Annotated in this window: 24 protein-coding genes; all 24 read left to right on the top strand. The window is 30.6% G+C overall.

Annotation, left to right across the window (positions count from 1 at the left end):
* The first annotated feature begins 4 nt into the window (after positions 1-4).
* Positions 5-1228 (top strand): phage portal protein, encoded by a 1224-nt coding sequence (locus C820_RS09785; RefSeq protein ID WP_004034348.1) that lies wholly within the window; start codon positions 5-7, stop codon positions 1226-1228.
* Positions 1225-1806 carry an HK97 family phage prohead protease gene (locus tag C820_RS09790; RefSeq protein WP_004034346.1) on the top strand — a complete coding sequence of 194 codons (582 nt, stop codon included), beginning with the start codon at positions 1225-1227 and terminating at the stop codon, positions 1804-1806. Before C820_RS09785 ends, C820_RS09790 begins: the two co-directional genes overlap by 4 nt.
* A 16-nt stretch (positions 1807-1822) precedes the next feature.
* Complete coding sequence (locus C820_RS09795; RefSeq protein WP_004034344.1) at positions 1823-3091, top strand: phage major capsid protein; 1269 nt, start codon at positions 1823-1825, stop codon at positions 3089-3091.
* Positions 3092-3099: 8 nt separating this feature from the next.
* Positions 3100-3375 carry a head-tail connector protein gene (locus C820_RS09800; protein WP_004034342.1) on the top strand — a complete coding sequence of 92 codons (276 nt, stop codon included), beginning with the start codon at positions 3100-3102 and terminating at the stop codon, positions 3373-3375.
* A complete protein-coding gene (locus tag C820_RS09805; RefSeq protein ID WP_004034340.1) occupies positions 3368-3703 on the top strand; it encodes a phage head closure protein in 336 nt (111 codons plus the stop codon). The genes C820_RS09800 and C820_RS09805 overlap by 8 nt, the downstream gene beginning before the upstream one ends.
* Positions 3703-4125, top strand: a complete 423-nt coding sequence (locus C820_RS09810) for an HK97 gp10 family phage protein (RefSeq protein ID WP_004034338.1) — start codon at positions 3703-3705, stop codon at positions 4123-4125. Before C820_RS09805 ends, C820_RS09810 begins: the two co-directional genes overlap by 1 nt.
* On the top strand, positions 4122-4565 hold the full coding sequence (locus C820_RS09815) for a phage tail terminator family protein (protein ID WP_004034337.1): 444 nt from the start codon (positions 4122-4124) through the stop codon (positions 4563-4565). Before C820_RS09810 ends, C820_RS09815 begins: the two co-directional genes overlap by 4 nt.
* A 14-nt stretch (positions 4566-4579) precedes the next feature.
* Complete coding sequence (locus tag C820_RS09820) at positions 4580-5674, top strand: phage tail sheath C-terminal domain-containing protein (RefSeq protein WP_004034336.1); 1095 nt, start codon at positions 4580-4582, stop codon at positions 5672-5674.
* 15 nt (positions 5675-5689) lie between these two features.
* Positions 5690-6115 carry a phage tail tube protein gene (locus C820_RS09825; protein ID WP_004034334.1) on the top strand — a complete coding sequence of 142 codons (426 nt, stop codon included), beginning with the start codon at positions 5690-5692 and terminating at the stop codon, positions 6113-6115.
* A 397-nt stretch (positions 6116-6512) separates the two neighbouring features.
* The gene (locus tag C820_RS09830) at positions 6513-6920 is read left to right on the top strand and encodes a hypothetical protein (RefSeq protein WP_004034332.1); all 408 of its coding nucleotides are present in this window, start codon (positions 6513-6515) and stop codon (positions 6918-6920) included.
* A 20-nt stretch (positions 6921-6940) separates the two neighbouring features.
* On the top strand, positions 6941-7084 hold the full coding sequence (locus C820_RS09835; RefSeq protein WP_180313399.1) for a hypothetical protein: 144 nt from the start codon (positions 6941-6943) through the stop codon (positions 7082-7084).
* Positions 7085-7089: 5 nt separating this feature from the next.
* On the top strand, positions 7090-9663 hold the full coding sequence (locus tag C820_RS09840; RefSeq protein WP_004034330.1) for a phage tail tape measure protein: 2574 nt from the start codon (positions 7090-7092) through the stop codon (positions 9661-9663).
* A gap of 77 nt (positions 9664-9740) precedes the next feature.
* Complete coding sequence (locus C820_RS09845) at positions 9741-10100, top strand: type II toxin-antitoxin system RelE/ParE family toxin (RefSeq protein ID WP_004034328.1); 360 nt, start codon at positions 9741-9743, stop codon at positions 10098-10100.
* Positions 10093-10383, top strand: coding sequence for a helix-turn-helix domain-containing protein (locus C820_RS09850; protein WP_004034326.1), 291 nt, complete (start codon positions 10093-10095; stop codon positions 10381-10383). The genes C820_RS09845 and C820_RS09850 overlap by 8 nt, the downstream gene beginning before the upstream one ends.
* A gap of 57 nt (positions 10384-10440) precedes the next feature.
* Positions 10441-10866: a hypothetical protein gene (locus tag C820_RS09855; protein WP_004034324.1), complete on the top strand. Its 426-nt coding sequence runs from the start codon at positions 10441-10443 to the stop codon at positions 10864-10866.
* 3 nt (positions 10867-10869) lie between these two features.
* Positions 10870-11853, top strand: a complete 984-nt coding sequence (locus C820_RS09860) for an XkdQ/YqbQ family protein (RefSeq protein ID WP_004034322.1) — start codon at positions 10870-10872, stop codon at positions 11851-11853.
* Positions 11854-11858: 5 nt separating this feature from the next.
* Positions 11859-12302, top strand: a complete 444-nt coding sequence (locus tag C820_RS09865; RefSeq protein WP_004034320.1) for a DUF2577 family protein — start codon at positions 11859-11861, stop codon at positions 12300-12302.
* On the top strand, positions 12302-12769 hold the full coding sequence (locus C820_RS09870; protein WP_004034319.1) for a DUF2634 domain-containing protein: 468 nt from the start codon (positions 12302-12304) through the stop codon (positions 12767-12769). Before C820_RS09865 ends, C820_RS09870 begins: the two co-directional genes overlap by 1 nt.
* On the top strand, positions 12759-13859 hold the full coding sequence (locus C820_RS09875) for a baseplate J/gp47 family protein (protein ID WP_004034318.1): 1101 nt from the start codon (positions 12759-12761) through the stop codon (positions 13857-13859). Before C820_RS09870 ends, C820_RS09875 begins: the two co-directional genes overlap by 11 nt.
* Positions 13822-14424, top strand: a complete 603-nt coding sequence (locus C820_RS09880; protein WP_004034317.1) for a putative phage tail protein — start codon at positions 13822-13824, stop codon at positions 14422-14424. Before C820_RS09875 ends, C820_RS09880 begins: the two co-directional genes overlap by 38 nt.
* Position 14425: 1 nt before the next feature.
* Positions 14426-15283: a phage tail-collar fiber domain-containing protein gene (locus tag C820_RS09885; protein WP_004034316.1), complete on the top strand. Its 858-nt coding sequence runs from the start codon at positions 14426-14428 to the stop codon at positions 15281-15283.
* Between the two features lie 12 nt (positions 15284-15295).
* Positions 15296-15784, top strand: coding sequence for a hypothetical protein (locus C820_RS09890; protein ID WP_004034315.1), 489 nt, complete (start codon positions 15296-15298; stop codon positions 15782-15784).
* A gap of 54 nt (positions 15785-15838) precedes the next feature.
* The gene (locus C820_RS09895; protein ID WP_004034314.1) at positions 15839-16228 is read left to right on the top strand and encodes a hypothetical protein; all 390 of its coding nucleotides are present in this window, start codon (positions 15839-15841) and stop codon (positions 16226-16228) included.
* A 12-nt stretch (positions 16229-16240) separates the two neighbouring features.
* Positions 16241-16906, top strand: coding sequence for a hypothetical protein (locus tag C820_RS09900; RefSeq protein ID WP_004034312.1), 666 nt, complete (start codon positions 16241-16243; stop codon positions 16904-16906).
* Positions 16907-16925 lie beyond the last annotated feature (19 nt).

Consider the following 16925-nt stretch of genomic DNA (forward strand, 5'->3'; position numbering starts at 1 on the left):
TAAATTGGGGATATTGGATAGATTTCGTACAAAACAACAAAAATATCACTATATCAATATGATGAATGGTAGTACACCTATATTTTCGCAATTTGGTAATGATATTTATGCAAGCGATATTGTACAAGGGTGTATACGATGTATTGCAACAGCGATAGGAAAATGCAGTCCAAGACATATCAAAACAGATGAACAAGGTATGCAGAAAACGGTAAAAGGAAGTATTAACAGATTATTGCATTTCCAGCCTAATCCTTTTATGACAACAACAGATTTTTTAGAAAAAATTGTATATTTAAGGGAAATGTATAAAAATGCTTTTATTTATACTACATTTAAAGAAATTCCTATAAAAGAGGGGTATGTAAAAAGAGAATATACTGGATTTTATCCTTTGCAACCTATTCAAACAACATTTTTAGAAAATGAGAAAGGCACACTTTTTATAGAATTTTTGTTTGCGAATGGAGAAAGTTATATATTTCCATATAAAGACATTATACATTGGCGTAAAGATTTTGGTGCAAATGAATTTATGGGAGGAGATAGTACAGGAAGCGCAGCAAATAATGCTATATTAAAATTACTTAAAACAGACCATACTGTAATAGAAAGTATGGACAATGCAGTACGTTCTACAACAGGAGTAAGAGGCATTGTAAAAATGGTGGGTTTATTTGATGAAGAAAAACAAAAACAACAAAGAATTGCTTTTGAACAAAAATTAAATGCTGGACAAAGTGGATTTTTAACAATGGACGCTAAAAGCGATTTTATACCAATACAGTTAAATCCTAAAGTGTTGGATAAGGATACTATGGAATTTGTAGAACAAAGAATATTAAATCAGTATGGTATTTCTATGGCAATATACAATGGTGATTTTACGGAAGAACAATATCAAGCATTTTATGAAAAAACACTTGAAAATATGATAATTAGTCTAGGGAGATGCTTTAGTGCAACACTTTTTACAGAAAATGAATTAGAGTTTGGAAATGAAATTATATTTTATAATCAAGGGCTTGTTTATACTTCTATGGCTAATAAAATAGCAGCAGTAGATATATTGAGTAGCAGAGGAACATTTACAGATAATCAAATATTGTCAGTATTTGGTTATCCTCCTTTTGAGGGCGGAAACAAGAGAAAGCAAAGTTTGAACTATATCAATGCAGAATTAGCGGACAGTTATCAAATGAATGGGAAAGGGAGTGATAAAACGTGAACGTAGAACAAAGGTTTTTAAATATAACAGCATTGCCAAATGATACAGATGAAATGAGAATTGAAGGTTATGCTGTAGTATATGATGAACCAGCAAAGCATACTTTTGGAGAATATACTTTTACAGAAGTTATAAAAAGGGGGGCTTTGGATAATACCGATTTGAGTGATGTGATATTAAGATATAATCATAATGATACATGGTGTATTATGGCTAGAACAAAAAATAATAGTTTGAAGCTGATAAAAGAACAAAAGGGATTGAAAATACAAGCTAATTTAAGAAATACACAAAGTAACAGGGACATTTACAAGGCAATCCAGTCGGGGTTGATTGATAAAATGTCTTTTTCTTTTGTTGTAGCAGAAAAAGGAGATAGTTGGAGTACAACAAAAAATCAAACTGATAGAGAAATTACAAATATTGAAAAATTGAGCGATGTTAGTGTGGTAGATACCCCGTTTTATGATACAACAACAGTTTATGCTAGAAATATAGAAAAATTAAAGCAAATGTTGCAGCAAAATAAAAATATCATATTGAGAAAGAAAAAATTGTTATTGTTATATGGAAATTAAAAAGGAGAGGATATATATGGAATTGGAAAAATTGTTACAACAGGCAGAACAAAGAAAAATAGAAGCATTAGAAAATATTAAAAATGCAGATAATTTAGAAAAACTAGATGCTGCAGAAATGGAATTGCGAAAGGCAAATATTGAGATAGAAAATATAAAAAGTCAAATAGAAAAATCAAATCATAATGATTTGCCTCCAGAAGCACGAAAAGCAGAACCACAACAATATACAAAACCATTTCAAGCAGTTGCAACATTTCAAACAGCAAATAGAAGTTTAGAAAGTGAGGAAGATATTTACAGTACAATAGAATATAGAAAAGCATTTCAAAATTATGTATTAAAAGGCGAACCAATACCACAAAAATTTAATGAAAAAAGAACAGCAGCACTAACAACAGTGTCTGATATAGGTGCAGTTATTCCTACCACAATACAAAATAAAGTCATTGAAGATATGACAATAGAGGGAAAAATATTATCTCGTATCAATCAAACATCTTATCAGGGAGGGTTAGAAATTCCGATTTCTGATATTAATATTATAGCAACATGGCTTGCATCAGAGAATGAAGTATCAGAAGAACAAAAGGCGGAAATGAATACAAAATTAACTTTTAGTTATCACGTGTTGGAAGCAAGGGTTGCGATTGGATTACTTTCTGCAACTGTTTCATTGCCTTTGTTTGAAGCAACTGTTGTAAATCAGTTAAAAAAGGCAATGACAAAAGCATTAGAAACAGCTATTGTAGAAGGTAGTGGAAATGGACAGCCTTTAGGATTTACAAAATATACATTACCAGAAAATCAAGTGATTACTATGACAGAAACAGATATTGGTACAGTGAAAAAGTGGGCAGAAGTAGAAGGAGAAATACCCGAAAGTTATGAAGATAGTGTAATATATGTTATGGCAAAAAAGACATGGGAAATGTACTTAAATGGTATGACAGATACTACAGGACAAAAAATAGGATTAGGTAGAATAAATGAAAGGGGACAAAAGATATTAAATGGTAGAGAAGTTTTGACAGTAGATAAATTTCCAAGTTTTATAAATGCAGAAGAAGGTGCTATATTTGGTGCAGTAGTAGATTTATCACAATATTGTTTGAATAGCAATTTAGCAATGTATTATAAAAAATATTTTGATGAAGATAAAAACAAATGGATACATAAAGCATTGACAATAGCAGATGGTAAAATGGCAATTGGTGAAACAGTTACAGGAAGTAATAAAAAATTAGTAGGGGCAAAAGGATTGCTTTATCTGAAAAAAGGATGATGTAATTTATGGAATTAGAGAGGTTAAAACAGTACATTCGCATAGATACAGACGATGATGATATTTTATTAGAGCAATTAAAACAAAGTGCAGAACAATATTTAAAAAATGCAGGTGTTTCTGTAGGATATGAAAATGCTTTATATTGTACTGCTGTCAATATGCTTGTAGCAAATTGGTATGATAATAGAGATGTGATTTCAGCAAAAGATACCCTTTCTATGCAGTTTAAAAATATAGTATCGCAATTAGCACATATCAGAAAAGAGGAATACAATGGCTAGCTTATGCAGCAGATTAAATAATAGAGTAGTATTGTATGGAAAAATAGAAGTAATAAATGAATTAGGGGAAAAGGATTATCAGTATCAAAAAATAAAAACAATATGGGCAGAAGTATTGCCACAATCAGGAAGTGAAAAGACAGGACAAGGAAATACTATTTTTGCTGAAATTAGCCATAAATTTACAGTTAGAACAAAAGCAATAGATAGTTTATCAAATGATATGTATTTCGCTTTTGAGGGACAAAGATACGATATAAAATATTTTCAACCTAATTATAAATGGAATGATAGAATAGAAATTTTTTGTAAATTGGTGGTGGAATAATGATAAGTATTAACACAAGAGAATTAGATTTATTTACAGAGGAATTGCTAAATATAGCAAATAAACAAATGCCTAAAAAAACAAGAAAATTTATGAACCAAGAAGGACAAAAACTGAAAAAACAAACGAAACAAAGAGCAAAACAAAATGTTAAAAAGAAAACAGGAAATTATTTAAAAAGTATTAAAAAAGGAAAAGTATATATTTATAGTGGTAATGGAGCATTTTCTGTTAGGGTATATGGTGCAGCACCGCATACTCATTTGATAGAACAAGGGCACAATATTAAAAATAAAAAAGATGGTGTAGTGTTAGGTAGAGCGAAAGCATTTTATGTGTTAGATAAAAGTGCAAGAGAATTTCAGTCAGAATTTGAAAAAGATATTGAAAATTTTATTGATGAAGTGATAGACGAACTATGATAACAATATTTGACGTGAACAAATCAGTAAATGATACTATAAAAAATATAATAAAAAATGTATTTGATTATGATGTGCCTATTGTTGCAGAAGAATTAAAAGAACCTATTCAAAGACCTAGTTTAAAAATCATCATTGAAAATAATAAAAATGGCAAATTGAATTATTTTTTTCAACAAAAAAATATGACAGTGTTTATTTATTTTTTTGCTAAAAATGAAAATCGTTCTAAATTTGACAATATAAAAGTACAAAATGCTATAGAACAAACATTTTTAGATGGTATTACTATAAATGATATGTGGTTTGATATTGAAGAAGTTCATTCCGATAATTCAGATGGCATATTGTGTTGTAGTTTTGATTTGGAAATGATAGAGGAAATAGAAAGAAAACAAACAGACGACTATATGGAAGAATTGAAAACAAAATTATATTAAAGGGGGTATGTGTTATGGCAGTAAAAATGCCTTCTATAGAAGTAATATTTAAACAATTAGCAGGCTCTTTGATTGATAGAAGTGAAAGAAGCATTGCCATACTAATTATAAAAGACAGTACAGACAAAACATTTCAGTATAAAAAATATAAAGATGCTTCACAAGCAGATGCTGATGAAAAACTTTATACAATAGAAAATTTGAGATATATAAAAGATGTATTGATATGGGGTGTTATGGAATGTCATGTACTAAGAATAGATGCAGAACAGGGAAAAATAGCAGAAGCACTCAAAATAATAGAAAATAAAGTAAAAACAGGCTGGATAACTATAGCAGATGGTAAACCTGACGAATTTGAAGCACTTGCAAGCTGGATAAAAGCAAGAGAAAATAATAATAAAACGTATAAAGCAGTAGTTTATAAAATAGCAGTAGCAGATTGTAAACATCTGGTGAATTTTTGGAATGAAACGGTTGTATTTGCTGATGAAGAAAGAGGAGAGCAAAATGGTGCTAGTTATTGCCCTTCTTTAATAGGGATATTGGCAAAATGCAATATCAAAAAAGGCTGTACTTATTTTAAATGTAGTAATTTAGAAAGTGTAGAAGAAATGGAAAACAATGACAAAGCATTATCAGAGGGTAAGTTTATATTGTTTCATGATGATGAATTTGTAAGGGTTGCAGCTGGTATTAACTCCATGACAACAACAGATGGCTTATACAATACTGAGGATATGAAATATATTGAAACAGTAGAAGCTATGGATATTATCAATGATGACATTAGTAGAGTATTTAAAGAAGAATATATTGGTAATTATAGAAATAATTATGACAATCAAATACTTTTTATCAGTGCCATAAACACCTATTTTCAGGAGTTGGCAAATGATTATGTATTAGATAATAATTATAGTAATAAAGCAGATGTTGATGTAGAAGCACAAAGATTAGCGTGGCTAGGAGTAGGAAAAACAGAAGCAGAAAATTGGGAGGTACAAACAGTCAAAAATAATGCTTTTAAAAGAACTGTGTTTTTAGCAGGTGACATTAAAATATTAGGCAGTATGGAAAATTTAAAATTTACAGTAACATTGTTTTAGAAAGAGGGGATTATTATGGCTTTGCCTAAAAAAAGTATATTTATAGGTACAAATGGTAATGTGTGGTTAAATGGGCAGCTTTTAGCCAATATTCAAAAAATAGAAGCAAAAATTACATATGATTTAGAAGATGTTACCGTAATAGGAGATTATGCAACACATCATTTGTTTACAGGTTGGAATGGTGAAGGAACACTTAGTATGTATAAAATTGATAGTAGTGTGTTGAAAATTGTTTCAGATATGGCAAAAACTGGTGTAGAACCAGAAATCACAATTATATCAAAACTTACAAATAAAAATACTAAAAAAACAGAACGTATTGCGTTAAAAGGGGTAGTGTTATCTGAAATCAATTTAGTCAATTTTGAAGCGAAAGGGACATTGATGGAAGAAGTGCCTTTTACATTTGATGATTATGACGTTTTAGAAACAGCATAAATTTTGACAGTATTTGTTGAAAAAGAAAAAAGGTATGTGCTAAAATAACGACAAGGTGACCGTGATGGGCAGTCAGCCTCCCACTTATTAGGGGGGAGGTGGGGTTATGATGACTACATTTGAATGTTTATACCTTTGTATAGCGTTCGCAACGCTAGTTGTTATTATCCTTGACTTTAGGTCAAAAAAATAACTGCCCTTCATAGCCTTTAGGGCAGTTATTTACTAGATAGTAATCAAAAGAGGCTGACCGTCTAATGCCTTTTGCAGAAGGCGGTGGTCACCCCGCCCTAATGATATTAGTATAACTGAAAAAAATAAAATTGTAAAGCACTTGTTGAGATAGAAAACAGGTGCTTTTTTCATGCAAAAATACAAATAAAAAAGGAGAATAAAAATGAGCAAAGAAACATTACAAAAAATTACATTTGAACAGTTAATACAAAGAAGCATACAAAGAGAACAGGACAAAATGAAAGTAGCAGAAATAGAAGTACCTTCTATAGGTGGTACATTGTTATTAAAAACAATACCAGAAAATAAATTATTAGATATTATAGAAGAAGGACAAAAAGGTAATAGTCTTTCAGAAAATATTGCTGCAGAAAGAAAATTGATATATTATTGTTGTCCAATTCTACAAGATACAAAGCTGCATCAGGAATTGGGAATTGCAGAACCTTTTGATGTAGTAGAAAAGTTATTTGATTTACAAGAAACAGACTTCATTGCAAAAGAAGCTATGAAATTAAATGGTGTAGAAAGTTTTGCAGAGGAAAAAACAGAAGAAATAAAAAACTCATAAAACACAATGCAGATTTTGCTATGTACGCATTTTATGTAGTAAGAGGTTATAGCCTTTCAGAATTAGCAAATTTGTCTTATTTAGAAAGGCTGTTTCTGCATTGTGCAAGAGAACAATATTATAATGAAGAAGCCGAGAAATACAATGCTCTTTTTGGCAGGTGAAATTTATGGGAAGAACAATAGGGATTATATTAAATTTAAAAGATAAATTTAGTAGCACATTACAGAATGTAAACAAAAATACAAAAAAATTTTCAGCACAACTTAATCAAGCAAATAAATTTACAGAAAAAATAGAAAAGGGGTTATTTAAAACAGCAAAGGCAGCTACAGCATTTGGTGCAGTAAGTATCGGTGCAGGTATGAAAAGTTTTGCTGATTATGATACTGCAATAAGGCAAACAGCAGCTTCTACAGGAACATCTTTAAAAGATATGAAACAATTAAAAAGCGTTATAAAAGATGTTTATGGCAGTAATTATGGTGAAAACTGGGAAGATGTTGGCAGTAGTGTTGCAACTGTACAAAAATATTTAGGTGGTACAGGGAAATCTATTGAAGAAGCAACAAAAAATGCTTTAGCATTAAGGGATACTTTTGGTACTGATGTAACAGAAAGTATGCGTTCTGTAGATGCTTTAATGAAAAATTTTGGCGTTTCATCAAAAGAGGCATTTAATTTGATAGGACAAGGAGCACAACAAAATTTAGATTTTTCTGGAGAATTGGTTGACAGTATCAATGAATATTCCTCTCAAGTAAAAAAGTTAGGTTTATCTGCAGAAGATATGTTTGCTATATTTGCAAGTGGTACAGAAAATGGTGCTTGGAATATAGATAAAATAGGTGATGCCTTAAAAGAATTTAGTATTCGCTCCATAGATGGCAGTAAAACAACACAAGAAGGATTTACAGCAATAGGAAAAAATGCCAATGAAATGGCACAAAAATTTACTGTAGGAGGTGATACAGCAAGAAATGCCTTTTTTGAAACAATACAAGGACTAAAACAAATGGATGATGCTGTAGCACAAGATGCAGCAGGTGTAGCTTTGTTTGGTACGATGTGGGAAGATTTGGGAAAAGATGTTGTATTAAATATGGATAAAATGGGCGGTGCTTTTGATAAAAATAGACAAACAATGCTAGAAATAAACAAAATAAAGTATAGTAGTTTTTCAAAGGCAATTACAGGAATTGGACGGCAGTTGTCTGTAGCATTTCTACCTATAGGAGAAACAATACTACCTTATCTTAATCAGTTTGCAAATTTTTTAAGTAATAAATTGCCAAAAGCTGTAGAAGCATTTTCGAATATTTTAAATAATGTACCTAAAAAGATAGAAAAATTTGCAGGGAAAATGATAGCATCTGTTGAGAAAGAAGACGTTAATAGGGTTTTTGTGAAATTAAAACAAAATGTTTTTAAAGGTTCAGAAGAAACAACAAAAGCATTTCATTCTATTGGATTAGATGCTGACGAAATGAAGAAAAAATTTTTAGAAGGTGGAAGTAGTGCAAAAGAAGCATTTTCTGAAACAATCAAAAGATTACGTGAATTAGATGACGAAGAAACACGTGCTTTTGCTGGTAATACTTTGTTCGGTACAATGTGGCAGGATTTAGGAAAAGAAGCTATATTATCTATGAGTAGTATGCGTTCTTTTTTAGCAGGTAAAATATTTTCCTTTTTAAAAGAAAAATTTCAATATTTTAAAGAGCATATACAAGAAGTTAAAGCAGTAATTGCAGGTTTAGCAGGTGCTTTTGTAGGACTAAAAACAATAATAGTTGCAGGCAAAGCACTAAAAGAAGTAAATAAGGCAGGTAGTATAACAAAGTTTATTTTTGGTGCATTAAAAACATCATTACTTGCAAATCCTTTTGTGTTAGTAGCAGTTGGTATTGGTGTGCTTGTAGGTGCTTTTGTATTACTTTATCAAAAAAGTGAATTATTTCGTATAAAGGTACAAGAATTATGGTCAAGATTAAAAGAGTTTGCAGCAGGTGTAGGCAGTTCTGCAATAGGAGCATTACAACAATTATATAGCTGGTTTAGTGAAAAAATAATGCCTATATTATCACAAATAGGGCAAGCGTTTCTATTATTATGGCAGACAATACAGCCTTTTGTAGCATGGATTACAGATGTATTTATTTCAGGAATAGGTATTGCATTTCAAAACTTTTTTGCTGTAATAGGTGCAGTATTGCCTCATGTACAAGTATTGATTGAAGGTCTATTGACGGCATTTAATGGTATATTGACATTTTTAAGTGGTATTTTTGCAGGTGATTGGTCAAAAGCATGGCAAGGTATAAAAGATATATTTAGTGGTATATGGCAAAGTATCAAAAGTATATTTTTGGGTGTGATAGAAGTGATAAAAGGGCGTATCAATGGCATTACAAGTCAAATAAATAATGTTGCACAAAAGATTTCAAATGTCCCCTTGATAGGTGGAATTGCACAAAAAATAAATATTCCTCAATTTGCTACAGGAACACAATATTTTAATGGTGGTATAGCATTAGTAGGGGAACATGGTGCAGAAATTGTCAATATGCCTTCAGGAAGTAAAGTAACACCAGCTGACAAAACAAAACAACTATTAAAATCAGGAAATTCTGTAAATGTACATATTACAGTACAAGGCAATGTGATAGGCAATGAACAGTATGCAAATCAACTAGGAAGTATTATTGTACAAAAAGTATTAGCAGCACAAGGAAATATATAATGTAAATTGAAAATATATATTTTATGATATATAATAATATATATAAAATGTTATATAGTGATATACTGAGGTGAAAAATGAGTAATTTTGAAGTAGAATTTTTTGAAAAAGATGATGGAACTTATCCAGCAGAAGAATTTATATTATCCCAAAATACAAAAATGCAAGTTAAACTATATAGATTATTGGAATTACTAGAATTAAGAGGTAATGAATTAAGAGAACCCTACTCTAAATCGCTTGAAGATGGTATATTTGAAATAAGAGCAGTACAAGGAAATAATATTACTAGAGTTTTATATTTTTTTGTAATTGGACATAAAATTATATTAACAAATGGTTTTGTTAAAAAAACACAAAAAACACCTAAAAGTGAAATTATGCTTGCAAAAAAATATAGACAACAGTATCAAGAAAGGAAGTGTAAAAATGAGTAAAAATTTTAGAGAGAGTTTAAAAGAGCAGATGGAAAATGAAGAATTTAAGCAAGAATGGGATAAAACTGAAATAGAATATCAAATTATAAAAGCAATCATTACAGCAAGAGAAGAAAAAAATATCACACAAAAAGAATTAGCAGAAATGACTGGTATCACACAAAACGATATTAGCAAATTAGAAAATGGTAATGCAAATCCTTCTTTACAAACACTTAAAAAATTAGCGAATGGGCTTGGTATGGCAATCAAATTGGAATTTGTACCAATAACAAATAAATAAAAGTAAAAAGGCACTTACAATAAAATGTATGTGCTTTTTTTAATGGAGATGAAATAAATGGATATAGTGGTATCGGCAAATAATGGAGAAACAGTGCTTCTATTACCAGTATTACCAGAAAATATGCCGGAATTAGTAGAAACATGGAACAACAGCACATTTGAAAGCATAAACAATGACATCAATTTAATAGGAACAAAGGGATTAAGGACTGTAACGTTGCAGTCCTTTTTTCCTGTGAACAAAAACTATAAATTTCAAAGGGCAGGAAGTGAAAAAGATGGTTGGAAATATGTTGCTTTTTTTCAGAAATATGCAGATTTAAGAGTACCTATTAGAATGATATTTTTAGATGATATGAAAGAATTATCTAATATGGCATATACAATAGAAAAATTTACAGCACAAATTAACAGAAGAAAGGACATCAATTATACTGTAGAACTAAAAGAATATCGTTTTGTAAAAGTAAAGGAAGTATAAAATATGACGTATCAAGTAATCATTGTAAAACAAAATCAATGTTATGATGTTTCAGATATTGCAGGTAATATAAGTTGGAATGATAGTATAGAAAGCTTAGGTATGGAATTTGATTTTTCTATAGCAACATCTGACGAAAAGTATTTTACAAAATTTGTAATAGAAGTAGGTGATATGGTACTTTTTACAAAGGAATATGAAATATTTAGAGGGATTATTGTAAGTAAAACAGTATCAGCAACAACAGAACAAAATTTTAAAGCGTATGATTTTTGTTGGTATTTTAATAAAAGCAAAGTGATAAAGCAGTTTAATGGCATCAATGCAGGTAAGGCAATACAACAATTATGTGATGAATTAAACATTAAAATAGGAGAAATTGCTCCTATGAGAAGTAATATAAAACATATTTATTATGATAAAACAGCGGCTGATATTATAGAGGATATATTAGAACAAGAAACAGCAGAAACAGCAAAAAGTTATATCAAAGAAATGAGAGGAGATAGTTTTTATATATTTGAAAAAGGAAGCATTACAATACAGCCTATGTTTAAGCCAGCAGTTAATATAGCAGCATTTCCTGTTACAAATGAAATAGGTAGTTTCAATAAAGTATGGAGTATAGAAGAAATGAAAAATGATGTCAAAATTGTATCAGGAAGCGAAAAAAGTGTTCGTATATTAGGTGAAGCAAAAGACGAACAAAATATAAAAAAATATGGATTGTTGCAGGAAATAGAAACTATTGACGAAAAAGAATTTAACAAAGCACAAAATATTGCACAAAACAAATTAAAACAATACAACAAAATAGAAGAAACAATAAGTGTAAATTTGTTAGGAGATGACAGTACCAGAGCAGGAAGAACAATTACAATAAATCATAAAAAATCTGAAATTTTAGGCAACTTTCTCATTACAAGCTGTAATCATACTTTTTCAAAAGGAATACATACTATGACATTAGAATTAGAGAGGATTTGATAATAATGGACTGGGCAACGACATTTGCAAAAGAATTAAAACAAAGAGAAAATCCTGCTATATTAGGGGCAATATTAGGAATAGTGATTACACCACCTCCAAAATTAAAAATCAGTATATTAAATGGTAGTGTTTTGCTTACAAAATGCTATGTACTTGAAAATTTACTAAATGGATTTACTAAAATTGCCACAATACCAGAACAAATAGCAACAGGTACAGCAAATGGAAAAGGTACAACAAATATTGTAAATGATGGGGGAGAAGGAGCAAGCCCACACAGTCATACTGTTACAACAGATGTCACTATAAAAACAATAGCACTACCAAGTGCAGAAATTTGTTTTGAGGATACTTTAAAAGCAGGTGATGAAGTATTGCTTGTAGTTTCTCCAGATAATCAAACATATTTTGTAATAGGAAAGGTTAAAAAAATAGGTGATGAATAATGTTTCCTACTGTCTATGCAGATTTAGAACAATTAAATAAAAAATTATCACAACAGCAAAACAGCGTTAAACCTTTAGGCAAAAGCTGTTTTTTTGATTATAAAACAGGACAACACAAAATAATAGACGGAAAAACTGTACTATGTTCATCTGTTGAAACAATGGAGCAATGGATAGAAAAAGTATTGCGTACAGAATTAAACAAATATGGTATTTATAATATAGATGAAACAGAAAATTTTGGTATATCTATTTATCGTTATATTGGTGAAAAAAATATTCCTATGAGTTATGTAGTGTCAGAATTAAAAAGAGAAATTACAGAACAAATGCTAAATCATAGATATATCAAGGAGGTAACAGACTATCAAGTAATACGAGAAAAAAAGGGACTACATATATTATTTACAACAGTATTGATAACAGAAGAAGAAATCAAAAAGGAAGTGCAGTTATATGGAGTATAGAAAGTCAGCAGATGTTTTGCAAAAAGAACTGCTTTCAGAAATTGATGATAGTTATGAAAAAACAAAGGGGTATTTTTTATGGGACATTCTAAAGGCGGTTGCGATTGGAATTAAAAATTTACTAGAAAAACTGCAAATTGTTTCAGAAAAATTAGATGTAGAAAATACATATGGAAAAGAAAGAGAGCGTTTTATATTTCAAAGAACAGGTATTACAAGACGACAAGCTACATTTGCAGAAGGCGTTGTAAAAGTAAAAGGAAATGGTATTGTAACAAAAGGAGATTTATTTGAAACAGAAGGACTTGTTCGATTTGAAGCAGTAGAAACAGTAAATGTAGTAGAACAAGCAAATATTTCTATAAAAGCAGTTTTAGTAGGTGCAAGTAGCAATGTGCCTGTGGGTAGTATTACAAAAATGCCTATTACCATACAAGGCATTACAAGTTGTGTTAATGAAGTTTCTACAGAAGGCGGTTATGAGGCAGAAAGCGATGAAGATTTACTTTTACGTTATTATGAAAGATTAAGAGAACCAGCTACATCAGGAAATATTTATCACTATAAGAGATGGGCGAAAGAAGTGGAAGGAGTAGGAGCAGCTCATGTTTTTCCTTTGTGGGCAGGGGATAATACTGTTAAAGTTGTGATTATTGATTTAGAAAGACAGCCAGCAAGTACAGAATTAGTAGAAAAAGTACAAAACTATATAGACCCTAATTGTACAGGCACAGGAGAAGGACAGGCACCTATAGGAGCATATTGCACTGTAGAAAGTGCAAAACCTAAAATAATCAATGTTTCTGTTATGCTTCATACTTCTAAATATGCCAATTTGGAAGTTGTAAAAAAAGAAATGAAAACAAAAATTACAAATTATTTAAAGCAGATTGCATTTGAACAAGACTATGCAAGTTTTGCACAAATAGGAGCAAATATATTATCTGTAGAAAATGTGCTTGATTACGAAAATATGACACTAAACGGATTGACACAAAATATCACTTGTAAAAAAGAAGAAGTTATGCTATTGGGAGAGTTGGTGCTGTTGAATGATAATACAGAATACACTACTGAAATTACTACATAAAATTTATAGAAAAGATAAATTTACGCTGGAATTAACAAAAACAATTTCAATACAGTTAGACAAGGCAGAACAAAATATAAAAGAAATAGCCAAACAGCAATATTTAGATAGTGCAACATGGGGATTAGATATTTTTGAAAAGGAATTAAATAGAAAAGGGAAATCAAAGCCAATAGAGCAAAGACAAGCTGCCATAAAAGCAAAATGGAGAGGTGCAGGAAAATTAATATTATTTTTGATACAGCGAACATTACAATGTTATATCACAGGGAATATTATTGTAGCATTTCAAAAAAGATTGATGATTACTATACAGGGAGAAATACTGCAATCTGTCAATTTATATGATGTAGTTCATACGATTGAGGAAGTAAAACCGGCTCATATTGGTTGGAATTTAAAATATATTTTGCCAAATATACAAAATACTGTTACAGTAGGTTCTTTTGTGCAGTCAGCAATTTATATTCATGTTTTACCCTATACAGCTAGTGAATGGAAAACAGAAGCAAATATTGCAGTTGGCAGTAGGGCTCATGTTGGTATTTATTTGGAGGTGGTTTAATATGTCAGAAAGAAAATATTTTTCTGTTGTAACAGATATTGGTACAGCTGCTATGACAAAAGCAATACATGATGGTGTAAAAGTAGATGCTGTTTACTATGCAGTAGGAGATGGTGGAGGATTACCTTATATACCTACTACAGATATGACAGCGTTAAAAAATGAGGTATGGCGTGGAGATATTATAAATTATGAAGAGTCGCCACAATCCCCTAATGTAATAAGAGTAGATACACTAGTTCCGTCTGATGCAGGCGGTTTTACAATGAGGGAAATGGGAATATTTGATACAAAAAATAGATTAATTGCTGTTGCAAATATGGCAGATGTTGTAAAAGTACGTTCTACAGATGGTATGCAGACAGAAATCGCTCTTTCTATGAGTATCGCACTTATAAATAAAGAAGCCTTAAACTTTAAAATAGATACAAATTTAGTTTATGTTTCTAAAAAGGATTTACAAAATCAGATAAAGCAAAGGGATATTGTAATACCGATTACAGGGTGGTTAGAAAATATAGAGGGTGGAGAGGGAGGCGTATACATAGATATAGTGCAAAAAGATGTTACAGAAAACATGATACCGATTGTGAGCATATACCCTAATGATATGAGTGTTGCAAGGGGTTGTGGTATGAATACTACAGTGCAAACAATAAATGGTGCAGTACGATTTTTTGCAGATAAAATACCCAAAAAAGAAATCAAAGCAAGTCTTGTATTATTAAAGGCATATCATGGTATTGCAGGGGAAATTACAGAGGGTGGTTATGGTTTAGACATAGAAGAATTTTACAAAAATTATGTAGCAACAAATGAAGAAGTAGAAAAAGTATTAAACGAAGTATTTGAAAAATAGGAGGATTTTATTATGAGTTTAACAAAAACAACAAAATTAGAAGCATTAAAATTATTAGCAGAAAGGACAAAACTAGAAACAGAAAAAGGGATTAAAGCAGCGATTGCAGAAGCAGGTCATGCGAAATTTGAAAAAGTGGATACATTGCCAGAAATTGCTGACGCACAAGAAAATGTAATGTATTTGCTTTTTAATACTGAAACAAATCATTATGATATTTATGCTAAAATTGGCGAAAAGTTGGAACAGCTTGATGATACTAGTGTAAATTTAGAGGATTATGTTTTAAAAGAAGAAGGAAAAGAACTGATTGCTACAGAAAAAATAACAAAATTAGACGGCATTGCAGAAGGTGCTGTAAAAGTAGAAGCAAGTGCTACAAATGGTAATATTAAAATAAATGGTGTAGAAACAAAAGTGTATGAACAAGAAGTTGCTACAACAGAAGAAGTCAACGCAATGCTAGATGAAGTGTTTGGTACAGTAGAAGCAAGTGCATAATGGCAGGGGAGATTTTCTCCCCTATTCCTTTTGTGTAAAGGAGGTAAGAAATAAATGAAAATAGTAACTTTTGAACAGATTAAAAAAAGTTTACAAAGAGTAAAAGGGTATACATCAAGTAAAATCAGTGAACTTACTAACGCCACTGTTGCAGCAATAGAAGAAATAGAAAATAAAAAAGCTGATAAACCACAATATTTTTATATTACAATTTCAACAAATGGATGGCAAAGTGACAGTAACATTTATCCAAAATACTATGATATTGTACTACAACAAGCAACAGAAGATAATAGAGCTGACATAATTATACTGTCTCAAAGTATGAAAGTAGCAGTAAGTTGTGGATTTTGTGCTATTTCAGAGACATTTTCTGGAAAAGTAAGAGTAAGAGCAATGAAACAGCCCATATCAGAAATAACAACAGAAATAATATTATATTGAAAGGGTGATACTATGATTGGAAGCGTAAATGTAGAGGGTGCAAGTCAAAATGATATAGAAGAAGTACAACAAAATATAGATAGTATAAAAGAATTGATAGGGCAAACAGCAAATACAGGTGGTACAGCATCAGCTGGAACAATCATGGCAAAACTGAATAAATTGCTCACTGATTGGACAACGGCAAGAGCAGGTAAAATTGATACAATAAATAATGCTATAGGCACAACAGCAAATACAGGCGGAACGACTTCCTCAGGTACAGTAATGGCGAAGCTGAATAAGCTGTTGACAGATTGGACAAGTGCAAGAGCAAGTAAAATTGATACAATAAATACAAATGCTGCTAATTTAAATACGAGACTTACAAGTACAAGAGCAGGATATTTAGATTTATTAAATAGAGGTGTTAGCATTAAGAATATACAAAGAGGATTTTTTTTTGTAAGTATAAAAAATGGAATACCTGTAGAAGATGAATATAGAATAACATTATCAACAGTTGTACCTTCTAAAACTTTTATTTTAACTTCAGGTAAAATGTTTAATGCGTCTGGCACTATAAGTGAAGATAACATTGATACTATAGGGACAACATATTTTATATATTTACCAGGATTTGCAGGGACTGCAAGTGGAAGTTATGGAGTACGCTGGCAAGCAATCGAATTTTATTGATTTATTAAGGGGGTATTTT

The organism is Clostridium sp. MD294, from assembly GCF_000364165.2.
Lineage (GTDB): Bacteria > Bacillota > Clostridia > Lachnospirales > Anaerotignaceae > Coprocola.